This window comes from Brachymonas sp. KE5 (genome assembly GCF_057773645.1).
On record NZ_CM173463.1, the window covers coordinates 945706 to 966651 of the forward strand.

The following is a 20946-nucleotide window of genomic DNA, read 5'->3' on the forward strand; positions in this document are numbered from 1 at the left end:
ACATTTGCGACCTGCTGAAGATCAGCCCAACGACCTTGTGGCACTGGGTCAAACACCGGACCGACTTTCCTCGGCCTGTGAAGGCAGGGCCGCGGGTAACGTTGTTCAACGTCTCGGCCATCAATGCGTGGCTTGCTTCACAGCAGGGAGCGACGCAATGAGCTGCCTGCCAATCCACACGACCACGCCATGCAAGCGGTCGCTATTGGCCGGTGTCCTTCATCGGTTCCCCGGGAATCGGGCTGACAGCCAGCGCCAGCGGATCAAGGAGGCGCTGTCTCACGCAGCCTGCACGAGCTTCGAGCTGATCCGGCTGCTTGACTGCTACGACGCCAATGCACGCATCCACGAGCTGCGCCACCGGGAAGGCGTCGGCATTGCCATGAGCTGGGTGCAGCAGGAAACCGAAGCGGGCGAACTGCACCGCGTGGGCCTGTTCTTCGTGGACAAGGAGGCCAGCCATGCAGCGAGCTGACCAAAGGAAAACCGCCCGGCGCTGGGGAGCATACCGGGCGGCTGTGCAAAGCAAGCTGACGCGCCATTGTGACGTGTTCACCTTCACGCTGGCAACCCTGGCGGCCATCGCCTTGACCACTTGCACGAGTCATCCAGCCCATGCCACAATATCCCCGGCGCTGAAAGGCGCTGGTGCTCGTAACACCAAATCCGAAGCGGTTGCAACGCCCACCGACAAGCGGCGTTTTGTCATGTCCGAACCACAGGCGGGCCGTGGTGTATCCACGTCCAGCCGTCACGGTTGCGGGCAGGATGCGCCTACCCGTAAGGGCGGCGGCACGGCTTCGGACGTGTTACGAACATCCTGCCCACCCTATGCCCTTCGTAAGGCAGCAGGTGGCTTCCCTATCGTTCCCGAAGGAGCCTGACCATGACAACCAAGACCCGCGCACCGAGCGCAAGCACCGCCACGTCCACCGCTGGCGACACTCATCAGCCCAGCACGCAGCAACTGCGACTGGCCGTCGAAGAAATCACCGGCTACGCGCATCAGGCGTTTGACGAAATCGCAGGAGTGGCACGCCTTGCACTGCTGGCGATGGAGACCCCGAACGGTCAACTCAATACCGAGCCGCTGGCGCACGCCTTCAGCGTCATCCGTTCGCTTGCCCAGGACATGCAGAACACCATCGACTGCACAGCGGAGGCCATCGACTGCGGCTATACGGACCACATGGCGCTGCGACGCATCAAGGCATGGGGCGATGCCAGGAATGGAGGTGCAGCGTGATGGCCACGACCACCACCACCACCCCGGCCAGCAATGCGGATTACTGGTGCGAGGAACGAATGGCGATTGCCCTGGAGTCGCTGTACCAGATCGACCAGTTGGCCGGAATGCTGATGCAGCGCACGGAGCATGGCGATACGGGGTCTCTGCAGTTCGCCAGTCTGCCCATGGCCAAGGCCATCGCCGAGCTGGCCGGAGACGCCATATCGGCAATCCATGATGAGCTGGAGACCATCCACAACATGACGCTGAAGCTAGGCAAGGGAGGCGGGGCATGACCTTCCGACTTGCCATCTACACCGCATGGAGCGGCACCAGTGCCGCACTGCTGCGGCGCGAGAGGATGCCAACCACCTACCGCACGGCAGGCGAAGCGGCAGCGGCTGGTGTGGCCTACCTGCAGGCCCACGCCCAGGCCATCGGCTTTGAGGTAGAGCCACCGGGGCTGGAGGCGGCCAACGACGCGGCCATGACCGGCAGGACCATCTACCGGGCGCTGGCAGCACGCAAGGCCCGCCAGCAGCGCAGACGCACGGAGGCGCGGCCATGAGCAAGACCGACACCAACGACGCAGCCACGGGCGAATTTGCCCGCTTGGTGCTGGCATACCGAGAGCGCGGCCACGCGCTGCGGCAGGTGGCCGACCTGCACACCGGCCAGCCCAAGTACTACGCCAGCGCATGGGGCTACTGCAAGCCGCTGGCGAACCTGGACGAAGTGCGGGATTTCCTGAAACAGATTGGAGGGCGGGCATGATGACCGTCGAGACAGACACCATCGAGCAATTCCGCGAAGCCATGGCAGCGGCTGGCCTGACACCACCCGATCACATCGAGGCCGACGGATCCATCCACCGCTGCAGCAGCAACGGCAAGAGCAGCGACATGGCGGGCTGGTACTGCCTTCACCTGGACGGCGTACCGGCTGGCAGCTTTGGCGACTGGCGGCAGGGCTACACACAGACCTGGTGCGGCAAGGACGACAACGCCATGACGCCAGCCGAACGGGATGCCCACCGGCAGCGCATCAAGGCCATGCAGGCCCAGCGGGATGCCGAGCGGCAGCGCCAGCAGCAAGAGGCCCAGCAGGCAGCCGCGCAACGCTGGGAGCAGGCCAGCCCCTGCACCGGCCACCCCTACCTGACGCGCAAGGGTGTGCAGGCATACGTGCTGCGCCAGAACGGCAATGCCTTGTTGGTACCGCTGCGGGATACGACCGGCGCACTGCACAGCCTGCAGTCAATCACGGCGGACGGCAGCAAGCGATTCCACGTCGGCGGGCGCGTGACTGGCTGCTACCACGCCATTGGCAAGCCTGCAGGCGTCATCGTGGTGTGCGAAGGCTACGCAACCGGGGCCAGCATCCACGAAGCGACCGGCCACGCTGTGGCGGTGGCCTTCAACGCGGGGAACCTGCAGGCGGTGGCGCAGGCGCTGCATGAACGACACCCGGGCCTACAGATCATCGTGGCGGCTGACGACGACCACGCCACGCCGGGCAATCCGGGCCTGACCAAGGCGAACGACGCGGCCAAGGCTGTTGGCGGGCGTTTGGCGGTACCGGCATTTGCCGACCGACCGGCAGGCGCTACCGACTTCAACGACCTGCACCAGTTGCAGGGGCTGGAGGACGTGCGGGCCTGTATTGAAGCCGCCGCCTTGCCCAACGTAGCTGATGCGGAGAATTGGCCAGACCCGGAGCCGCTGCCGTGCGCATTGCCAGCTGTACTGCCTTTTGATCTGGAGCTTTTGCCCCATGGCCTGCGGTGGTGGGTCGGCGATATTTCCTACCGGATGCAGCAACCGCCGGACTTTGCGGCCGTGGGGGCAGTTGTGGCGCTTTCCAGCCTCATCGGCGCGCGTGCGGTAATCCAGCCCAAGAGGTATGACGATTGGCGCGTGGTTCCAGTCTTATGGGGCCTGATTGCGGGAAGGCCGGGCAGCATGAAAAGCCCGACCTTGTCCGAGGTGATGAAGCCGCTTTCAAGGTTGGAAGCGAATGAGCGCGAACAGTGGAAGGCAGAGCACGATGCCTGGAAGTTGGATTGTCGGGTGGCAGATCTGCAGGCCGCGGCAAGCGAGAGCGAAGCCAAGAAGGTGGCCATCAAGGATCCAGCACGGGCGCGACATCTGCTTACCCCTGTGGAAGCGCCACCAGAACCGCGGATGCGCCGCTTCGTAGTGAACGATGCCACAGTAGAGAAGCTGGGAGAACTGCTGACAGCCAACCCTTGGGGGCTTCTGGCTTATCGCGACGAACTGCACGGGCTGCTAGCGGGCATGGACAAGCAGGGGCAGGAGGGTGCACGTGCCTTTTACCTGCAAGCCTACGACGGCAACCAAGGGTACACCTTTGACCGGATTGGGCGAGGAGAAACCACTATCCCGCGCGTGTGCCTGGCTTTGCTGGGCGGGATTCAGCCAGCGCGGCTGCAGGAGTATGTGCGCAGCGCCACCAGCGGGGGTGCTGGCGATGACGGACTGTTGCAGCGCTTTGGCATGGCGGTATGGCCGGATGCGGGCCGGGATTTCAGGATCGTGGACCAGCATCCGAGCGCCAGCGCACGCCAGGATGCTAATGCAGTGTTTGATCGCCTGGCCAAGCTTGAGCCCTTGGATGATGAGCCAGAAGTCTGGCGGTTCGATGATGAGGCGCAAACGCTGTTCTATGAGTGGTGGCGGGAACTTGAAACTGAGCTGCGCAGCGGTGAACTGCACGTGGCTATGGAAAGCCATCTGTCCAAGTACCGCAAGCTGATTCCTGCGCTTGCCCTGGTGTTCGCGTTGGTGGATACGCCGGACGCTCCGCAGACTGTGGGGGCAGCTGAGCTGCTGCGTGCTTTCGCTTGGGGCGACTACTTGCGAAGCCATGCCACGCGCGTCTATGCGGCCGCCACGCAGCCAGATTCGGCTGCAGCTGATGCTCTGCTTGTGAAGATCCGGCAGGGCAAGGTGACAGACGGCTTCAAGCTGAAGCAGGTGCAGCAGAACGGATGGGCTTGGCTTTCCACGACCGAGGATGTGAAGCGTGCAGCGGCCATGCTTGAGGAATACGGATGGGTCCGCTGCATCGTTACGCCTGCTGGCGAAAAGGGAGGCAGGCCGGCAGAAACCTGGGCGATTAACCCGAAGGCGGAGGACTTATGGAAATCCTGAATTCCGCTACGGCATCCAGCCCCCTAAACCCCGAAATCTGGTTTAAGGGGTTTGCGGGGGTGTGTATATGGGCATATTCCAACATTCGGAGGTCATCATGAGCTGGCTTACAAGGTTGAAGGAGCGCGAGGAGGCGCATTCGGCGACGAAGGCCGTTGCCAAGCTGGAGCAGCCTCAACAGCCATGCGGCGGCGCAATCACGCCGGTGTTGGTTCGGCAGCTCAATGGTGTGCCGTATCCGACCTTGGAGCACTTGGGCATGGCCGCATTGCGTGCGTGCTTCGCGTTGGGTGATGGTCCGAGGGCGCGCCGGCAGATGCTGGACGATTGCGCGAGCTTGGCGGCGGACGAGCGGCAGGGGTGGATTGATCACTTCTGCAGTCACTATGGGCCGATCCCGGTGCAACCACACCAGTCAGCCCCGACAGGGAGCGAACAACGCGAGCCAGCGAACGATCCGACCTTCCTGGACTGGCGCGAGTTGGACCGGGCTTACCTGGACCACCACGCTCATTGCCTCCAGTGCAAAACGGCTGGCAGGCGGCGCGGCGAGCGATGCAGTATTGGCGCCGCCCTATGGCGCAGCTATGAAGAGGCCCCGGTACCGTGGGCAGCGAAAGGGGGAAGGAAATGATTGATGGACTGATTGCAGGCAAGGTGTACGGCCAGCCACAGAGCCGAACGGACAGCCGGGGCCGGGTGTTTGCGCTGGGCAAGATACGGGCGGCCACGGCAGCAGGTGAAAGCCTGTTCGTGTCCTGCATTGTGTTTGGCGATGCGGCCAGCCAGTTTCTGGCGCTGGGCGATGGCGACCCAGTTGCGGCGGCTGGCAGCATCACGCCCAAGACCTGGACGGATAGGGAGGGGCTGGCACATCCGGCGCTCGACATGCAGGTACAGCAGGTGCTGACCATGTACCACTTGCGCAAGAAGCGCCAGCGCGTGCAGGGTGATGACGGTCAGCAGCAGGACGGCGGCCAGCATGGCAACTACCTGCCGAACAGCGGCGGCCAGTGGCCGGATGATGGCGATCAGTGGAACCCGTGATTGAGGTAGTCGAAATGAAGGAGAACGAACAGCAGGCGGTTTCCAAGCTGATCAATGACTGCAACTTGGTCGCCCGGTTCATCAAGATCGTAGCCGCAGAGGAACCGGACGATGGCATGGTGCCGGTCAATGCCGCCGCCATGTCAGAGTTGCTGGAGGTCTCGGGCGAGATGATGGCGGGATTGGTCCAGCGCGTTGTGCAGTACGAGGCCACCTATCTGGAGATGAAGGAAGGCCGGCACCTGATGCCGCACTGACTGTCTGGCGCGACTGCCAAAAATCGGCAGGTGCACCGGTGATTGAGCATGATGGGAACACCATGAGCAGCAGCAAAAAATCCCTTTCGCCACCCTGGAAGCCTGGGCAGTCCGGAAACCCGGCCGGTCGGCCCAAGGGGTCCGGTGAAGTTGGCAAGTTGCGCAAGGCAATTGCCGCCCATGTGCCGGCCATCATCAAGCAGCTGACCGATCAGGCACTTGGCGGCGACGTGCAGGCGGCGCGGCTGCTGCTCGAGCGAACCGTGGCGCCCCTGAAGGCTGTAGAGCCACCCCAGCCCCTTACCTTGCCCGATGGAACGCTGACAGATCAGGGGCGGGCCGTTCTCGCCGCGGTGTCCGCTGGCGTGCTGGCTCCTGGCCAAGGTGCCCAGCTCGTTGCCGCCATTGGCCAGCTGGCGCGCGTGGCGGAAATCGATGAGCTGACCCGCAGGATCGAGCAACTGGAGCGGAGCCATGGCAACCCTTAGCGCACGCCTGGCCGCCTTGGAGAAGGACCTGCACAAGGCTGCACAGGTGGCTGGTGGCGTGGTGATGATGAAGCCCGGCGAAGGCTCAGCTGATGCGGTGGCTCGGGCAGTGGCTCAGGGGCGGCACGGCTCGTTCCTGGTGGTACCGGAAGCGATGGCCGAATCCGAATGGGAGGCAATGATGCAGCGATCTGGTGAGGATGGGGGTACGACATGAAGGGTCTGCAAAAGCGTGTATCTGAGCTCGAGCGGGCTGGTGGTTGGCGCGCCGGCCTTTTGACAGCCATCGTGATGGTGGCGCCTGAAGCCGGCTCCCCTGCAGACCTGGCGGCCTTTGACGGTCGGGTCAAAACGTTTGAAGGCCGCGGCCGCCCAGTCATCCGGCTGACCCTCAATCGCTACCAGCCATCGCCTGCGGTTTGACAATTTTCCCCGAGCCTCTGCCGCCTGGGGTTCAATTGCTACAGGCGCCGGTTTGGCGCCATCGGTACTGGTTTCAAGTGATTGGAGGCGGGAATATGGCAAGCATCACGAAAGCTGAGGCATGGAAGGCGGCCGGCGACGGGTTTGGAAGCATCTTTACGGCCATGGCTCAGGCTCCGTTTCTGCGAGCGCAGGCCGAGCAGGAAGCCGCGTTGAAGCAGGCGCAAATCTATGCGCACAACATGCACGGCAACAAGTATGGTGCCGAGGCACAAGACCAGATGATGACGAACCAGAACCGCATGGGACCGGTTCCGGAAGGCTTCTCGCCCAGCCAGCAGCGGATGATCCGAGCCTGGCAGTTCATCGGCGGCGATCCGAGCAAGGCGGCCGACGCCATGCAGACGGGCCTGAACACCGACATGACCACCCTTGCAGCCGCCAACGTGGGTAACGTCGACCTCATGAACCGGTACAACACGCTGGCCAAGCCGGGTACCCAGTACATGCCCATGCAGTCGGTCGGGAACACTGGCCGTGTGATGCACCAGGCGACAGGATCCATGACCGTGGCTGATCCGAAACTGGCCTGGCTGTTCGGGAACAAGGAGCAGGCGCAGGCGCAAAAGGACTATGCCCAGGCCGAAAAGGACCGTGATTCGATGCGCTACGGCGGCAACGAGGTGTTCCAGGATGGAAGCGGCGGCGTTCTGCTGATCGATCGACGCACCGGCCGCGCCGCTCCTGTAACCGGACAGGGTGGCCAGCCCGTCATCGGTCCCACGAAGGTGGGCACGGATAAGGCCCTCACCGAAGGCCAGTCCAAGGCGCTTCTATTCGGAACCCGTGCGCAAGAGGCGGATGCCATCGTGGCGGAGTTGGGCCGTTCCGGCGTGAACACCTCCATTCCTGGATCGCGCCTGCCTATCGTGGGGGATGTTGTCAGCGCTGTGCAAGGGCCGCAGCATCAGCGACTGGATCAGGCAAAACGCGACTTCATCAATGCGGTGCTTCGCCGGGAGTCTGGCGCTGTGATTTCCGATTCTGAATTCTCCAATGCGGAGCGCCAATACTTCCCGCAGATTGGCGACTCTCCCCAAGTCATTGCGCAGAAGGCCCGGAACCGGGAGATCGCAATCAAGGGCATGCTGGCCGAGGTGCCAAATCTGCAGTCGTACCAGGCGGGCATTGTCGGCGGGGCAGGTGGCGGGGCTGGTGCGCCCGGTACCGGAACCGGTCGGCAGGCAAGTCCATCAGCTGGCCAGCACCTGAACATGGCGCGGGAAGCCTTGCGCAAGGGGGCGCCGCGCGCAGCTGTGGAAGCGATGCTGCGGCAAAACGGTGTAGACCCGAGCAAGCTGTAAGGGGGCGTCATGGATCTGAATACTGCGCTGTCAAACGCAAATGCTCAGCGCTTCCTGCGCATGCTGGCTCAGGCCGAAGGCACCCTGCAGAAGGGCGGCGGCAACCCTTACCGCGTGGGCTTCGGCGGCTCTCAGATAGCGAGCCTGGCGGATCACCCGCGGGTCACCCGGGAGTTTCGCCAGACTGATGGGAAGGTGAACCGAACCAGCGCTGCCGGCGCATACCAGTTTCTCGCATCAACGTGGGACGGCCTGGCCAAGCAGTTGGGCCTTAAAGACTTCAGCCCGCGCAGTCAAGACCTTGGCGCCCTGGAGTTGATCCGACAGGCCGGGGCGCTTGGCGATGTGCTCGAGGGCCGCTTTGATCGTGCCGTAGCCAAGACCGGCCGCATCTGGGCGAGCTTGCCGAGCAGCCCCTATGCCCAGCCGCGAAAATCGGCCGCTTTCGTAGCTTCTGCGCTTGGCGCACCATCCCCGGCACCGGCACCCACTCAACCGAAAGTCACTCCCATGAGCAACCCCTATTTGGCACTGGTACCGAAACCGGAGCAGCAGCCGCGCGCCCCCCAAGCCTCGCCCGTGCGCGCGCAGGACAACCCCTATATGGCCCTGGTGCCAGAGGCTCCAAAACGAGGATTCTTCCAGGAGCTGGGCCGACAGGCAGGCCTAACAGTCCGCCATGGCATCGAGGGGCTGGCAAGCGCGGCCGATATCGTGACTGAGCCGATCAGGTACGTGCAGAACAAGGTGGCCGGCGCTGTAGGCGCACCATTGGCCAACCAGTCCAGCAGCCAGGCTGTGGCTGGCGTGGCCGACTGGCTGGGTCTGCCGAAGCCGGAAAACGCAACCGAGCGGGTTGTGGCCGATGCCACGCGGCTGATGGCCGGCAGCGCCGGCGTGGCCGGTACTGCTGGGCGACTGGCGCAAGTAGCCACCAGCCCCGTGGTGTCCGGCTCACTGAAGGCTCTTGCAGCAAACCCCGTTCAGCAGATTGCAGCTGGTGCGGGGGCTGGTGCTGCTGGTGGCGCAGCGCGGGAGGGAGGCGCCGGGCCGGTGGTGCAGACGTTGGCGGCTCTGGGCGGTGGCCTTGCCGGCGCGACTGCTCCCGGTGCCGTGCAGCGTGTCGCGCAGGGCGTAAAGTCCGCAGCAAGGGCGGTTGCTCCGCGGTCGGTAGGCCAGCCGCAGCGGCTGGACGTGGAAATCAGCGCGGCCCTCAAGAGTGGCGGCATGGACTGGGATCAGATCCCCGAGCAAGTCCGCCAGAGCATTCGGGCCGACGTGCAGCAGGCGCTGAAGACCGGAGACGATCTATCGCCGGATGCGCTGCGCCGCTTGGTGGACTTCCGCACGGTCGGAACTACGCCGACACGCGGCACCCTCACGCTGGACCCGGTGCAGCTCACGCGTGAGAAGAACCTGGCGAAAGTGGGTGCCAACAGTGGCAACCCGGACGCGCAGGGCCTGGCCGCGCTGGAGAACCAGAACAACGCCACACTGCTGGAGCAGTTGAACAAGCTCGGCGCCGGGCAGGCCCTGGACGAATACCAGACCGGCCAGCGGGCGGTAGATGCCCTCGATGGTTGGCTGACTGGGCAGAAGGCGGCGGTGAATGACCTGTACACCGCTGCGCGCGACACCTCTGGCCGGGCTGTGCAGCTCGATGGCGCAACCTTTACCAAGCAGGCCAGCCAGTTGCTGGACGATAACCTGCTGGGCCACGCCTTGCCCAAGGGTGTGGAAACCCACCTCAACCGCATTGCCATGGGTGAAGTGCCCTTCGATGTGAACTATGCCGAGCAGCTCAAGACCGTGATCGGCAAGCTGCAGCGCAATACCAGCGACGGGCAGCAGCGCATGGCGTTGGGGCTGGTACGGCAGGCGCTTGACGATACACCTGTGATGCCGGCAGCTGGCCAGGTGGCGCAAGCGGGTGATGATGCCATCGCTGCTTTCAACCTGGCGCGCACGGCCAACCGGAACATGATGGGCAAGATCGAGCGCATCCCGGCCTTGCGAGCACTGCACGATGGCACGCTCACGCCTGACGGTTTCATCCGGCAGCACATCGGATCCAGCGCCAAGGTTGACGAAGTATCGCGCCTGGCGGCTGTGCTGAAGCAGGAAAGCCCGGAGGCCTTCGAGGTGGTGCGCAATGGCATGCTGCACGCCATCAAGCAGAAGGCCGTGAACGGCGCGCCGGACGAAGTGGCCAAGTTCAGTGCAGCAGGCTATCGCCGGGGGCTTGCCTTGTTCGGTCCCGAGAAGCTGAAGGCGTTTTTCTCCCCGGAGGAGATCGAGGGCCTGAAGGCGCTGGGCCGGGTGGCCGATTATGTCCAGGTCCAGCCTGCCGGCAGCGCCGTGAACAACAGCAACACGGGCGCCATGATGGTGGGCAAGGCTCTCGACGCGCTGGGTGGTCTGGGCGGCAAACTCAAGCTGCTGGGGATTGGCGATCAGATCAGCGTGCTGGTGCGCATGGCGCAGGAGAAAGCGGCCACGCAGGTGGCGCCGGCCCTGGTTGTTCCGGCCGCCAGGCAAGTGTCTACGCCGGCGGTCCCGGCTGGTGTCGCCGCGCTTCTGTTTGGCCAGAAGAGGGAGACGCCTGATCCGGCCGAATCGCCCCGATGATGCCTCTTCTGGTTTCGGGGTTTACGGGGGTGTATATACCCCGTATTTCATTTCAAAATGAGGTTGGAATAGGTATTGGGGGTTTACGGGGGTGCCATTAGGCCCATATTTGGATTTTCAGATCGGGATTTTCATTTGGACATGAGCTGACCCAATGGTCCAGAAACCGGCCTGGCACGATGAGGATGCCCTATGGCTTGGCGTGGTGCATGGACGCCACTGCCAGGCAGGGGGTATCAAACGAGTTTGTTGGTATTTTTGTTGGTACTTTGCCTGTCTTATTGGAAAAATTTACATGAAAAACAATAAGTTGTGATCGTATATCGAATCCGACAACCGCACCAATTTACAATTCGATAGGCTTCCAGGAAGTCCGATTGCAGGCCAGTCTCCTCAGGAGAGCTGGCCTTTTTCTTGCTCGGGGTATGACGTTTCTGCGCCCAAGGACTTCGGCGCTATCTGTACGCCGCAATCCCTGCGGCCACGAGCGGCATCAGCAATGCGGTCATCAGGCCATTGAGGCTCATCGCCATCGCCGCGAAAGCCCCTGCTGTCTCGCTGATCTGCAATGCACGCGCGGTACCGATTGCGTGCGCGCTCAGTCCGAGTGCGAACCCATGCGCCGCGTCGTCGAGCGGTCCGAAGAACCAGCGAAGAACCGGGCCGGACAGCATGGTGGCGGAGATTCCCGTGAGTGCAACCGCCGCGGCAGCCAGTGGCACCAGTCCGCCGAAGTGCTGGCTCAGGCTGGTGGCGATCGGCATGGTGGATGACTTCGGGACCAGCGAGATCAGGGTCTGTGCGTTGCCGCCGAAGACCCAGGCAATCAGCCAGGCAGACCCCATCGCCACCACGCAACCCGCGAGCAATGCAACCATCACCGGCCTCCACAGCGTCTTGAGACGCGGTACCTGACCAAACAAGGGCACCGCCAGGGCGACCGTCGCCGGCCCGATCATGAACACCAGCGGCGAGACCGCCGAAAGGTAGTGCGGGTAGGGGGTGTCCGTTGCCACCAGCAGGGCTACGACCATGGCGGTGCCGGTTACCACCGGCAGCATCAACGGATGAGCCCGGCTGCGGCGGTACAGTGCCATCGTCGAGGCATAGGCAATCAGCGTCACGCTGATCCAGAACAGGTTCGCGTCGCCAGGAATGTGCATGAGCCAGTTGCCTGCCTGTGCCAGCAGGGAGGAGGGATCATGCGCCATGGCGGGACCTGCGTTCCTGACGTGCCAGCATCCAGCGGAATGTCCAGGCGGTGACCAGCAGCGAAACCAGGGCGCCGAGCACGCATGCGGCCACGAAGGGTAACCATTGCGCACGCACGTGTTCAAGCTGCGCAAGAATGCCGGCGATGAACGGAATGAACAGCAGCATCAGGTTCTGCAGCAGCAGTTGGCTGGTCTGTTGCAGCTCCGGGCTCAGACGCCCGCGAACCATCAGCCCGCCCAGCAGCAACAGCATGCCGACAAGGCCGCCAGGCAACGGAAGTTGCAGCAGCCTTGCCAGGATGTCTCCGGCCAGTTGCAGCAGCAAGAGTATGGTCAGTGCGCGTATCATGGTCTTGGCTCCCGAGGGGTTCTGCTTGCTTTTCCGCAAGCGCAGGTTCGAAGCCGGTCAGACAATGCCATGGGAGCCTCGGCGGATGTTTTTGGGAAGCAGGTCGGCAATGGTTCGCAATGCCCTGGCCAGCGCCGCGTGGTCGTTGGCGCCGCCCAGCGAGAGGCGTACCTCATGGTCTACTGCTCCGGCTTCGGCGCTGAAAGCCTCGGCGCAGGCCACGCTGATGCCGGCCCCATCGAGGGCATGGGCAAACAGGTGCTGATTCCAATGGTCCGGCAGCGTCAACCAGACGTGCAGCCCAGTGGGATGGGCCTGTACGCCCGCCGGAAGCAAAGCGCGCGCCAGGCTCTGGCGGGCGCGCGCCTCGCGCTGGATTTCCTGCACGAGGTGCCGGGCTGCGCCGCTGCGCAACCAGTGTTCGGCGAGGGCTGTCAGCAGGGGGGAGCCGCCCATGCTGGCGGCCAGCAGACCATCCTGCAGCGAGCTGCTCTCCTGTCCCCTGGGGGGGAGTACGAAGGCGGTACGCAGGGCGGGGGAGAGGCATTTGGATAAGGATGCCAGGTAATACGTCCCGATTCCGCCGTTCAGTGCGGCGATTGGCGGTGGCGCGTCGCCCAGCAGGTACCGGTAGGGATCATCCTCGATCAGGGTCATCCCCAGCCGCTGCACTGTGTTGGCGACATCCTTGCGCCGGCTTTCAGGCATGGTCCGCGTGGTGGGATTGTGCAGGGTCGGGTTGAGGTAGAGCCATCGGGCGTCGAACGCGCTGTGCGCCCGCTCGATGGCATCGGGCAATACTCCGTCCTCGTCCCCTTCGAGTGCCACTATGCGCAGGCCGAGCCGGCGGGCGGCCTGCAGGAAGCCGGGGTAGGTCAGCGCTTCGCACAACACCGTTTCGCCACGCCGTGCCTCGGTCAGCAGGATGCCAAAGAGGGCTGCTTGAGCCCCTTCGCACAGCATCAGATGAGCGCTGTCCAAGTCGCCGAGCGCCGGTCGCAGCCACGCCTGGGCTGCCTGAATGGCGCAGCGGCGTGAGCCCTCGCTCGGATAGCGCGAGAGGGTGTCGATGGGCTGATGCGCCAGAACTTCCTGCAACCCCTTGCGGATGTGTTCCGCCATCGAATGGTCTGCCGGCTGCGGCGGCGTGTTCATGCTCAGGTCGATGCGGCCCGATTGCGCCGGATCGGCGGGGCCGACCACAAAAGAGCCGCGGCCGCTGAAGGAGGCGATCAGGCCGCGGTTGCGTGCTTCCGTGTAGGCGCGCGTCACCGTCGTGAGGTCGACGCCGAGCTTGGCCGCCAGCCAACGCTGGGAGGGTACCGGGTCGCCGGCTCCCAATTTGCCCGAGTGGATGGCGTCATCGATCAGATCGGCAATTTGCAGGTAGCGCGGGCCGGCTCCCTCCGACAGCGGTCTGAGCCAGGGAATCTCGATTGCATCTTTCATGTCATCGGAGCGGATCTTGCCGCGAGTTATGGGTTGTCAATGGATGCGGATGCCACTACAATGGCTGAAGTCTACCATACAAAATCCATACAATTTAACTGTGTATGTATATATCATGACGGATCTCAGCGCACTCGACCTTGCCCGTATTCAGTTCGGGTTTACGATTTCCTTTCACATCCTCTTTCCGGCCATCACCATCGGCCTGGCCGCGTTTCTGGCCGTGCTGGAGGGCCTCTGGCTATGGAAGAAGGATGACGCCTATCTGGAGCTCTATCATTTCTGGTCGAAGATCTTCGCGGTGAACTTCGCCATGGGCGTGGTCTCGGGTCTGGTCATGGCTTACCAGTTCGGCACCAACTGGAGTTTCTATTCCCAGTTTGCCGGCAGCATTACCGGCCCGCTCCTGGCCTACGAGGTGCTCACGGCCTTCTTTCTCGAAGCCGGTTTTCTCGGTGTCATGCTGTTTGGCTGGAACAAGGTGGGGCGCGGCCTGCACTTTTTCGCCACAGTCATGGTGGCGCTCGGCACGCTGGTTTCGGCCACCTGGATTCTGGCTTCCAACAGCTGGATGCAAACGCCACAAGGCCATGAGGTCATCAACGGCGTGGTGGTCCCGGTGGACTGGATGGCGGTCATCTTCAATCCCTCCTTCCCGTATCGTCTGGCGCACATGGTGACAGCCGCGATGCTCTCGACGGCGCTATTCGTTGGCGCATCCGGTGCATGGCACCTGCTGCGTGGCAACCGGCAGCCCGCCGTCAAGCGCATGTTCTCCATGGCGCTGTGGATGGTGTTTTTCACCGCGCCGCTGCAGGTTTTCATCGGCGACCTGCATGGTCTCAACACCCTCGAGCACCAGCCGGCCAAGATTGCCGCCATGGAAGGCCATTGGGAGAACAAGCCGGGGGAAGGCGTGCCGCTGATCCTGTTCGGCATGCCTGACATGCAGGCCGAAACCACCCGCTACAAACTGGAGGTGCCCCATCTGGGCAGCCTGATCCTGACCCACACGCTGGACGGCCAGATTCCCGGGCTCAAGGAGTTCGCGCCGCAAGACCGTCCCAACTCCCCCGTCGTGTTCTGGTCGTTCCGGATCATGGTGGGTCTGGGCATGCTGATGCTGCTGCTCGGCTTGCATGGCGCCTGGGCGCGCTGGCGCGACCGGCTGTATGACAGTCCGGCGCTGAGCCGGTTCGCGCTCTGGATGGGGCCGTCCGGGCTGATCGCCCTGCTGGCAGGCTGGTTCGTGACCGAGGTGGGTCGCCAGCCCTGGGTGGTGTATGGCCTGATGCGTACGCGGGACGCAGTGTCCAACCACTCGCCCATGACCCTGTCCATCGGGCTGCTGATTCTGGTCGTGATGTATTTCGCCATCTTCGGCATGGGCATTGCCTACATGCTGAGACTGGTAAAACAGGGGCCCGACAGGCTGGACGAGCATGCCGCGCCAGACGCGTCTGTGCTTCTGCACCGGCCTGCACGCCCACTTTCCGCGGTCGATGAACCGCTGTTCCCCAACCACAAGGCACCCTGAAGCGAGAGGCACACCATGGGCATCGATCTCCCCCTCATCTGGTTCCTGATCATCGGTTTCGGCATCATGATGTACGTCATCATGGACGGCTTCGATCTGGGCATCGGCATCCTGTTTCCCTTTATTCCGGGCCGCGAAGACCGCGACACCATGGTCAATACCGTCGCTCCGGTCTGGGACGGCAACGAGACCTGGCTGGTGCTGGGCGGCGCCGGCCTGATGGCCGCCTTCCCCAAGGCTTATGCCATTCTCCTGAGCGCGCTCTACATTCCGGCCCTGTGTTTCCTGGCCGGACTGATCCTGCGTGGCGTGTCCTTCGAATTCCGTTTCAAGGCGGACGAAGCCCACAAGCCGTTCTGGGACAAGGCCTTCATGACGGGCTCGTTCGTGGCGGCATTTTTCCAGGGCGTGATACTGGGCGCCTTCCTGGAAGGGCACCGGGTGGTGAATGGCGTTGCCGTCGGAGATGCCATGAGCTGGCTGAGCCCGTTCAGCCTGTTCACCGGCGTGGGCGTCGTGGTGGCCTATGCGCTGCTGGGTGCTGCCTGGCTCATCCTGAAGACTGAAGGCCGGCTGCAGGAACGCGTCAAGGCCATGGCGCGTCCTATCCTCCTGACCACGCTTGCGATCATCCTGATCGTCAGCATCTGGACCCCGCTGGCGCATCCGGCCATCGCCGAGCGCTGGTTTGGCTGGCCACGGATACTGTACTTTGCGCCGGTTCCCGTGCTGGTGCTAGTGGCGGTGTGGGCGATTCTGCGATCGCTGGCCGGCACCCCGCATGCAGCTCCTTTCGTCTGGTCGCTGATCCTCGTATTCCTGGGCTACTCCGGGCTGGTGATCAGCATCTGGCCCAATATCCTGCCGCCGGAGATTTCCATCTGGGACGCTGCCGCACCAGCACAGAGTCTGGGGTTCGCCCTGGTTGGTGCACTGCTGATCATTCCCTTTATCCTGGCCTATACAGCCTGGTCCTACTACGTATTCCGTGGCAAGGTGAAGGCAGGCGAGGGGTACCACTGAGATGAAGAAGCCTGTCCCGCCTGCATATGGATGGACCAGACGCCTCCTTTGGCTGGCAGCGATCTGGGCATGCAGCATTGCCGCGCTGGGCGCTGCGGCGCTGCTCATGCGGTTCATCATGCAGGCTGCCGGCATGACGCGATGAGCAGTACAGGGCGCGCCGGCGGCCGTCATCCCCGCGATTAGAATAGCGCCATGTCCTATCTGGTGCTCGCCCGCAAATACCGTCCCAAGACCTTCTCCGAAATGGTGGGGCAGGAGCATGTCGTGCAGGCGCTGACGAACGCGCTGACGACCGGGCGCCTGCATCACGCCTACATGTTCACCGGCACACGCGGCGTCGGCAAGACCACCGTCTCGCGCATCCTGGCCAAGTCGCTCAACTGCACGGGGCCGGACGGGCAGGGCGGCGTCACGTCCCAGCCTTGCGGCGTCTGTCAGGCCTGTACCGAGATCGATGCCGGCCGTTTTGTCGATTACACCGAGCTTGATGCCGCCTCCAACCGCGGCGTGGACGAGGTACAGGGGCTGCTTGAACAGGCTGTCTACAAGCCGGTGCAGGGGCGCTTCAAGGTCTTCATGATCGACGAAGTGCACATGCTGACCAATACGGCGTTCAACGCCATGCTCAAGACGCTGGAAGAGCCGCCGGAGTACCTGAAATTCGTGCTGGCCACCACCGATCCGCAGAAGGTGCCGGTAACGGTGCTGAGCCGCTGCCTGCAGTTCAATCTGCGGCCCATGGTGCCGGAGACCGTGTTCCAGCATCTGCAGCACGTGCTGCAGGCGGAGCAGATCACTGCTGATCCCGGTGCGCTGCACCTGCTGGCGCGTGCTGCGCGTGGCTCCATGCGCGATGCCCTGTCGTTAACCGACCAGGCCATTGCCTTCAGCGCGGGGCAGGGCGGGGCGGAAGGCCTGCAACTCGCGTCGATTCGCCAAATGCTCGGCAGCGTGGACAGCAGTTATGTATTCCGCCTGATCGAGGCACTGGCAGGGCGCGCCCCGGCCCAGGTGCTGGAAGTGGTAGAGGCCCTGCAGATGCATGGCCTGTCGGCGGCACATGCGCTCGAAGACATGACGCGCATCCTGCAGCGCATGGCCGTGTGGCAGATGGTGCCCCAGGCCGGCGATGACGGAAACCCCGATGAAGCCGAAATCCGCCGCCTCTCGGCACTCATGCCCCCGGACGAGACCCAGCTGCTCTACAGCCTGTGCCTGCATGGCCGCAACGAACTGGGTCTGGCGCCCGACGAATATGCCGCCTTGACCATGATCCTGCTGCGTCTGCTGGCGTTCCAGCAGCCCCAGGGGCAGGGTGTGCAGACGGTACCGGCTGCTGCGCTTGGCAGCACGGCTGAAAAAAAAACTCTGAATAATCTGGAGGCTCCGGCTCCGGCTCCGGCTCCGGCTCCGGCTCCGGCTCCGGCTCCGGCTCCGGCTCCGGCACCTGCAACTGCAACTGCAACTGCACCTGCACCTGCACCTACACCTGCACCTGCACCTGCCTCGGGAGCTGGCATCGTTCCGGCCGGAACGCAGTCGGACACAGCAGAGGTGATGCCCGCGCCCGGCATTGCGCCGCGAGCCGAATCCGGATCGACAGAGGTCCGGATGCCAGCCGTATCGGAGCATGCCGCCCAGTCGGTGGAGGCCCAAACCCGCAGCGCAGAAGACCCGGAATCCTGCAGTGAAAACGGCGCCACCGGGGCAACACCGCACGAACCTGCAGCCATGCCGCCCGAGGCAGAAGGAGGCACGCAAGACAGTCCGCCAGCGACAACGCGGCAGGTTGCCCCGCCGTCAGCCCCGGTCTCCATCGCCCCCTGGGAGGACATTCCCCCCGAATACCAGGCGCAGGACGAAGGCCAGCCGCTGGCACAGCCCCATCCCCAGCCGGACCGCATGCCGCTCCCGCAGCAAGGCGAGGCTACCCTGGTGCTCCCGGTCGTGGAGCTTCCCGCCCCCCGCATCGAGCGTCCGCCTAGCACCGCGACCCCGCCCAGCGGCCGCCGCCTGGTTCCCACCGAGCTCGGAGAAACCTGGCACGCCCTGGCCGAAACCCTGATCGAGCGCAGCCTGCTGACCGGCATCGCCCGCGAACTGCTGCTGCAATCGCAACTGCTGCAGCAGGCAGCCCAGGAGGCAGATGCCACCCAGGCCCTCTGGACCATCCGTGTCGAAAACGAGACCCTCAACCACGAAGGCAGCCGCAAGCGCCTCGAAGGTGCGCTGGCCGAGCTGGGCCACGCGGTGCTGCTGCGCATCGAGTGCGGCCGTGTCGTCGATACGCCCGGCCTGCGTCTGGCCAAGGCACGCGCCGCCGAGCAGGAGCGCGCCGAACAGACCTTCATCGGACATCCGTATGTTCAGGCTATGATGCGCGACTTGGACGCGCAGCCTGTTGCGGGGTCCATCCGGTTTACCCGGGAGCCTGGTCCGCAAGGCGCCTGAGCGCCAGCCAAGGGCACCAGTCTCCCATCCACACACACAAGCTACGAAAGGCAATTCCATGTTCAACAAGGGACAACTCGCCGGCCTGATGAAGCAGGCCCAGGCCATGCAGGACAACCTCAAGAAGGCCCAGGATGAACTGGCCAACGTCGAGGTGCAGGCCGAATCCGGCGCCGGTCTGGTCAAGGTGACCATGACCTGCAAGCACGACGTCAAGCGCATCGAGATCGACCCCAGCCTGCTGGAAGACGACAAGGACATGCTGGAAGACCTGGTGGCAGCCGCCTTCAACGCCGCTGTGCGCAAGGCGGAGGAAGTCAGCCAGGAGAAGATGTCCAAAGTCATGCCGGCCGGCATGCCCGGTCTGCCCGGCGGCATGAAGTTCCCGTTCTGAACGGGCGACACAAGTAGTGGCCCAGGCACACGCGCTCCAGGTACTGGTCGAGGCATTGCGGCGCCTGCCGGGGGTGGGCGTCAAGTCGGCCTCGCGCATGGCCTTTCATCTGCTGCAGCATGACCGCGCCGGTGCACGCCAGCTGGCGCAGGCGCTGCAGCATGCGTGCGACAGCGTGCACCATTGCCGTCTGTGCCACACCTTCACCGAACAGGAGGTGTGCGACACCTGCCTGGATGCCAGCCGCGACCGCAGCAAGCTCTGCGTGGTCGAAACCCCGGCCGACCAGTCCGCGCTGGAGCGCACCCAGGCCTTCAAGGGCCTGTATTTCGTGCTGATGGGCAAGCTCAGCCCGCTCGATGGCATCGGCCCGCAGGACATCGGCCTGGATCGTCTGCTCGACCGCGCCAGTGACGGCTTGGTGCAGGAAGTGATCCTGGCCACCAACTTCACCGCCGAAGGCGAGGCCACAGCCCATGTGCTGAGCGAGCGCCTCAAGGCGCGCGGCCTCAAGGTGACCCGCCTGGCACGCGGGGTTCCTGCCGGCAGCGAACTCGAATATGTCGATCTCGGTACCATTGCCCATGCCCTGCACGACCGCCGCTGAGGCGGTCTTCCCTGTTGACCGGAGCTTTCCATGGCTGGCCTGACCCCCGATACGCCGCAACCCACCAACATCACCGTCCACGCCCGCTCGCGTCAGCTCGAGGTGGCCTTTGCCGACGGCAAGACCTTTCTGCTGCCCTTCGAGCTGATGCGTGTCTATTCGCCGTCTGCCGAGGTGAAGGGTCATGGCGCCGGCCAGGAAGTGCTGCAGACCGGCAAGCGCCTGGTCGACATCGTCGATCTCGCGCCGGTCGGCCACTACGCGATCCAGCCGCGTTTCAGCGACGGGCATGAAAGTGGCATCTTTTCCTGGGACTATCTTTACTGGCTCGGTACCGAGCAGCCGCGCCTGTGGGCCGAATACGAGCAGCGCCTGCAGGCGGCCGGCGCCTCGCGCGACGAGGAATTGCCTTCCCTGAAGCCCGCCCAGGGCTGCGGCAGCGGCGGCTGCGGCCACTGACAGGCCCCCTCGCAGCGTAGAATCGCCCTTAGCCCCCATTTTCCGCCAAGGAACTCCCCCCATGAGCCAGACCCATTTCGGTTTCGAAACCGTCGACGAGAAGGACAAGGCCACGCGCGTGCGCGGCGTGTTCGATTCCGTCGCCTCCAAGTACGACGTCATGAACGACCTGATGTCGGGCGGCCTGCACCGCGCCTGGAAGGCCTACACCCTGATGGTGGCCAACCTGAAGGAGGGCGATCGCGCGCTCGATATCGCCGGTGGCACCGGCGACCTGTCGCTGGCCTTTGCCAAGAAAGTGGGCAGCAGCGGCCAGGTGGTGCATACCGACATCAACTTTGCGATGCTCAGCACCGGCCGCGACCGCCTGCTGAACAAGGGCTTGGTGCTGCCCACGGTGGTGTGCGATGCCGAAAAGCTGCCATTCCCCGACAACCATTTCGACGTGGTCAGCGTGGCCTTCGGCCTGCGCAACATGACGCACAAGGATGCGGCCCTGAAGGAAATGAACCGCGTGCTCAAGCCGCGCGGCAAGCTGCTGGTGCTGGAATTCTCCAAGGTGGCCAAGCCGCTGGAGAAAGCCTACGACTGGTACAGCTTCAACATCCTGCCGCGCCTGGGCCAGCTGGTGGCCGGCGATGCCGACAGTTACCGCTACCTGGCCGAATCCATCCGCATGCACCCCGGCCAGGAAGAACTCAAGGGCCTGATGAAACAGGCCGGCTTCGGCCATGTGGACTACCACAACCTGACGGCGGGTGTGGTGGCTCTGCACGTCGGCATCAAATGCTGATGCATCGGTAACACAGCCATTGCAATCGGTGCATGCGTCCCCACGTGGGGCAAAGCAGT

Annotated in this window: 25 protein-coding genes; 22 read left to right on the forward strand and 3 right to left on the reverse strand. The window is 63.9% G+C overall.

The window, feature by feature from the left end:
• The first annotated feature begins 205 nt into the window (after nt 1-205).
• The 14 genes from ACX36O_RS04480 to ACX36O_RS04545 all read left to right on the forward strand — a co-directional run bounded on the left by ACX36O_RS04480 (nt 206) and on the right by ACX36O_RS04545 (nt 10608).
• On the forward strand, nt 206-475 hold the full coding sequence (locus ACX36O_RS04480) for a helix-turn-helix domain-containing protein (RefSeq protein ID WP_488360110.1): 270 nt from the start codon (nt 206-208) through the stop codon (nt 473-475).
• A gap of 411 nt (nt 476-886) precedes the next feature.
• On the forward strand, nt 887-1246 hold the full coding sequence (locus ACX36O_RS04485; RefSeq protein WP_213360027.1) for a hypothetical protein: 360 nt from the start codon (nt 887-889) through the stop codon (nt 1244-1246).
• Nucleotides 1246-1524 carry a hypothetical protein gene (locus tag ACX36O_RS04490; protein WP_213360029.1) on the forward strand — a complete coding sequence of 93 codons (279 nt, stop codon included), beginning with the start codon at nt 1246-1248 and terminating at the stop codon, nt 1522-1524. Before ACX36O_RS04485 ends, ACX36O_RS04490 begins: the two co-directional genes overlap by 1 nt.
• Nucleotides 1521-1796 carry a hypothetical protein gene (locus tag ACX36O_RS04495; protein WP_213360031.1) on the forward strand — a complete coding sequence of 92 codons (276 nt, stop codon included), beginning with the start codon at nt 1521-1523 and terminating at the stop codon, nt 1794-1796. The genes ACX36O_RS04490 and ACX36O_RS04495 overlap by 4 nt, the downstream gene beginning before the upstream one ends.
• A complete protein-coding gene (locus ACX36O_RS04500; protein WP_213360032.1) occupies nt 1793-2002 on the forward strand; it encodes a hypothetical protein in 210 nt (69 codons plus the stop codon). Before ACX36O_RS04495 ends, ACX36O_RS04500 begins: the two co-directional genes overlap by 4 nt.
• Nucleotides 1999-4401 carry a DUF3987 domain-containing protein gene (locus ACX36O_RS04505; protein ID WP_213360033.1) on the forward strand — a complete coding sequence of 801 codons (2403 nt, stop codon included), beginning with the start codon at nt 1999-2001 and terminating at the stop codon, nt 4399-4401. The genes ACX36O_RS04500 and ACX36O_RS04505 overlap by 4 nt, the downstream gene beginning before the upstream one ends.
• Before the next feature lie 97 nt (nt 4402-4498).
• Nucleotides 4499-5035: a hypothetical protein gene (locus ACX36O_RS04510; RefSeq protein ID WP_213360035.1), complete on the forward strand. Its 537-nt coding sequence runs from the start codon at nt 4499-4501 to the stop codon at nt 5033-5035.
• Nucleotides 5032-5448: a single-stranded DNA-binding protein gene (locus tag ACX36O_RS04515; RefSeq protein WP_213360037.1), complete on the forward strand. Its 417-nt coding sequence runs from the start codon at nt 5032-5034 to the stop codon at nt 5446-5448. Before ACX36O_RS04510 ends, ACX36O_RS04515 begins: the two co-directional genes overlap by 4 nt.
• Nucleotides 5445-5705: a hypothetical protein gene (locus ACX36O_RS04520; RefSeq protein WP_213360039.1), complete on the forward strand. Its 261-nt coding sequence runs from the start codon at nt 5445-5447 to the stop codon at nt 5703-5705. The genes ACX36O_RS04515 and ACX36O_RS04520 overlap by 4 nt, the downstream gene beginning before the upstream one ends.
• 62 nt (nt 5706-5767) lie before the next feature.
• Nucleotides 5768-6193 carry a DUF5681 domain-containing protein gene (locus tag ACX36O_RS04525; protein ID WP_213360042.1) on the forward strand — a complete coding sequence of 142 codons (426 nt, stop codon included), beginning with the start codon at nt 5768-5770 and terminating at the stop codon, nt 6191-6193.
• Nucleotides 6180-6410, forward strand: coding sequence for a hypothetical protein (locus tag ACX36O_RS04530; protein ID WP_213360045.1), 231 nt, complete (start codon nt 6180-6182; stop codon nt 6408-6410). The genes ACX36O_RS04525 and ACX36O_RS04530 overlap by 14 nt, the downstream gene beginning before the upstream one ends.
• Complete coding sequence (locus ACX36O_RS04535; protein WP_213360048.1) at nt 6407-6616, forward strand: hypothetical protein; 210 nt, start codon at nt 6407-6409, stop codon at nt 6614-6616. Before ACX36O_RS04530 ends, ACX36O_RS04535 begins: the two co-directional genes overlap by 4 nt.
• Before the next feature lie 95 nt (nt 6617-6711).
• Nucleotides 6712-7980 (forward strand): hypothetical protein, encoded by a 1269-nt coding sequence (locus ACX36O_RS04540; protein ID WP_213360051.1) that lies wholly within the window; start codon nt 6712-6714, stop codon nt 7978-7980.
• Nucleotides 7981-7989: 9 nt separating this feature from the next.
• Nucleotides 7990-10608 carry a glycoside hydrolase family 24 protein gene (locus ACX36O_RS04545; protein ID WP_213360054.1) on the forward strand — a complete coding sequence of 873 codons (2619 nt, stop codon included), beginning with the start codon at nt 7990-7992 and terminating at the stop codon, nt 10606-10608.
• Between the two features lie 455 nt (nt 10609-11063).
• Here the strand turns inward: ACX36O_RS04545 and ACX36O_RS04550 are convergent, their stop codons facing one another.
• The 3 genes from ACX36O_RS04550 to ACX36O_RS04560 all read right to left on the reverse strand — a co-directional run bounded on the left by ACX36O_RS04550 (nt 11064) and on the right by ACX36O_RS04560 (nt 13620).
• Complete coding sequence (locus ACX36O_RS04550; RefSeq protein WP_488360111.1) at nt 11064-11819, reverse strand: LrgB family protein; 756 nt, start codon at nt 11817-11819, stop codon at nt 11064-11066.
• Nucleotides 11809-12147 (reverse strand): CidA/LrgA family protein, encoded by a 339-nt coding sequence (locus ACX36O_RS04555; RefSeq protein ID WP_488360112.1) that lies wholly within the window; start codon nt 12145-12147, stop codon nt 11809-11811. The genes ACX36O_RS04550 and ACX36O_RS04555 overlap by 11 nt, the downstream gene beginning before the upstream one ends.
• A gap of 81 nt (nt 12148-12228) precedes the next feature.
• Nucleotides 12229-13620: an aminotransferase-like domain-containing protein gene (locus tag ACX36O_RS04560; RefSeq protein WP_488360113.1), complete on the reverse strand. Its 1392-nt coding sequence runs from the start codon at nt 13618-13620 to the stop codon at nt 12229-12231.
• 115 nt (nt 13621-13735) lie between these two features.
• Here ACX36O_RS04560 and ACX36O_RS04565 point away from each other — a divergent pair, with 115 nt between their 5' ends.
• From ACX36O_RS04565 to ubiE, 8 genes are all read left to right on the forward strand, one after another.
• Complete coding sequence (locus ACX36O_RS04565; RefSeq protein ID WP_488360114.1) at nt 13736-15157, forward strand: cytochrome ubiquinol oxidase subunit I; 1422 nt, start codon at nt 13736-13738, stop codon at nt 15155-15157.
• A 15-nt stretch (nt 15158-15172) separates the two neighbouring features.
• On the forward strand, nt 15173-16180 hold the full coding sequence (gene cydB / locus ACX36O_RS04570; protein ID WP_213360063.1) for a cytochrome d ubiquinol oxidase subunit II: 1008 nt from the start codon (nt 15173-15175) through the stop codon (nt 16178-16180).
• Nucleotide 16181: 1 nt separating this feature from the next.
• The gene (locus ACX36O_RS04575; protein ID WP_213360065.1) at nt 16182-16325 is read left to right on the forward strand and encodes a DUF2474 domain-containing protein; all 144 of its coding nucleotides are present in this window, start codon (nt 16182-16184) and stop codon (nt 16323-16325) included.
• A 50-nt stretch (nt 16326-16375) separates the two neighbouring features.
• Nucleotides 16376-18634, forward strand: coding sequence for a DNA polymerase III subunit gamma/tau (gene dnaX / locus ACX36O_RS04580; RefSeq protein WP_488360115.1), 2259 nt, complete (start codon nt 16376-16378; stop codon nt 18632-18634).
• Nucleotides 18635-18692: 58 nt separating this feature from the next.
• Nucleotides 18693-19028 carry a YbaB/EbfC family nucleoid-associated protein gene (locus ACX36O_RS04585; RefSeq protein ID WP_091818040.1) on the forward strand — a complete coding sequence of 112 codons (336 nt, stop codon included), beginning with the start codon at nt 18693-18695 and terminating at the stop codon, nt 19026-19028.
• Between the two features lie 16 nt (nt 19029-19044).
• Entirely contained in the window at nt 19045-19635 is a 591-nt protein-coding gene (recR, locus tag ACX36O_RS04590) for a recombination mediator RecR (RefSeq protein WP_371686946.1), read from the forward strand.
• 30 nt (nt 19636-19665) lie between these two features.
• A complete protein-coding gene (locus ACX36O_RS04595) occupies nt 19666-20094 on the forward strand; it encodes a gamma-butyrobetaine hydroxylase family protein (protein ID WP_371686947.1) in 429 nt (142 codons plus the stop codon).
• Between the two features lie 61 nt (nt 20095-20155).
• A complete protein-coding gene (gene ubiE / locus ACX36O_RS04600; RefSeq protein WP_091818034.1) occupies nt 20156-20887 on the forward strand; it encodes a bifunctional demethylmenaquinone methyltransferase/2-methoxy-6-polyprenyl-1,4-benzoquinol methylase UbiE in 732 nt (243 codons plus the stop codon).
• The last annotated feature ends 59 nt before the right edge of the window (nt 20888-20946 follow it).

Bases quoted from the DNA above. Each gene is read 5' to 3' on its own strand.
- ACX36O_RS04485 (WP_213360027.1), top strand. From the start codon at position 887: ATGACAACCAAGACCCGCGCACCGAGCGCAAGCACCGCCACGTCCACC.
- ACX36O_RS04490 (WP_213360029.1), top strand. From the start codon at position 1,246: ATGGCCACGACCACCACCACCACCCCGGCCAGCAATGCGGATTACTGG.
- ACX36O_RS04495 (WP_213360031.1), top strand. From the start codon at position 1,521: ATGACCTTCCGACTTGCCATCTACACCGCATGGAGCGGCACCAGTGCC.
- ACX36O_RS04500 (WP_213360032.1), top strand. From the start codon at position 1,793: ATGAGCAAGACCGACACCAACGACGCAGCCACGGGCGAATTTGCCCGC.
- ACX36O_RS04505 (WP_213360033.1), top strand. From the start codon at position 1,999: ATGATGACCGTCGAGACAGACACCATCGAGCAATTCCGCGAAGCCATG.
- ACX36O_RS04510 (WP_213360035.1), top strand. From the start codon at position 4,499: ATGAGCTGGCTTACAAGGTTGAAGGAGCGCGAGGAGGCGCATTCGGCG.
- ACX36O_RS04515 (WP_213360037.1), top strand. From the start codon at position 5,032: ATGATTGATGGACTGATTGCAGGCAAGGTGTACGGCCAGCCACAGAGC.
- ACX36O_RS04525 (WP_213360042.1), top strand. From the start codon at position 5,768: ATGAGCAGCAGCAAAAAATCCCTTTCGCCACCCTGGAAGCCTGGGCAG.
- ACX36O_RS04530 (WP_213360045.1), top strand. From the start codon at position 6,180: ATGGCAACCCTTAGCGCACGCCTGGCCGCCTTGGAGAAGGACCTGCAC.
- ACX36O_RS04535 (WP_213360048.1), top strand. From the start codon at position 6,407: ATGAAGGGTCTGCAAAAGCGTGTATCTGAGCTCGAGCGGGCTGGTGGT.
- ACX36O_RS04540 (WP_213360051.1), top strand. From the start codon at position 6,712: ATGGCAAGCATCACGAAAGCTGAGGCATGGAAGGCGGCCGGCGACGGG.
- ACX36O_RS04545 (WP_213360054.1), top strand. From the start codon at position 7,990: ATGGATCTGAATACTGCGCTGTCAAACGCAAATGCTCAGCGCTTCCTG.
- ACX36O_RS04550 (WP_488360111.1), bottom strand. From the start codon at position 11,819: ATGGCGCATGATCCCTCCTCCCTGCTGGCACAGGCAGGCAACTGGCTC.
- ACX36O_RS04560 (WP_488360113.1), bottom strand. From the start codon at position 13,620: ATGAAAGATGCAATCGAGATTCCCTGGCTCAGACCGCTGTCGGAGGGA.
- ACX36O_RS04565 (WP_488360114.1), top strand. From the start codon at position 13,736: ATGACGGATCTCAGCGCACTCGACCTTGCCCGTATTCAGTTCGGGTTT.
- cydB (WP_213360063.1), top strand. From the start codon at position 15,173: ATGGGCATCGATCTCCCCCTCATCTGGTTCCTGATCATCGGTTTCGGC.
- ACX36O_RS04575 (WP_213360065.1), top strand. From the start codon at position 16,182: ATGAAGAAGCCTGTCCCGCCTGCATATGGATGGACCAGACGCCTCCTT.
- dnaX (WP_488360115.1), top strand. From the start codon at position 16,376: ATGTCCTATCTGGTGCTCGCCCGCAAATACCGTCCCAAGACCTTCTCC.
- ACX36O_RS04585 (WP_091818040.1), top strand. From the start codon at position 18,693: ATGTTCAACAAGGGACAACTCGCCGGCCTGATGAAGCAGGCCCAGGCC.
- ACX36O_RS04595 (WP_371686947.1), top strand. From the start codon at position 19,666: ATGGCTGGCCTGACCCCCGATACGCCGCAACCCACCAACATCACCGTC.
- ubiE (WP_091818034.1), top strand. From the start codon at position 20,156: ATGAGCCAGACCCATTTCGGTTTCGAAACCGTCGACGAGAAGGACAAG.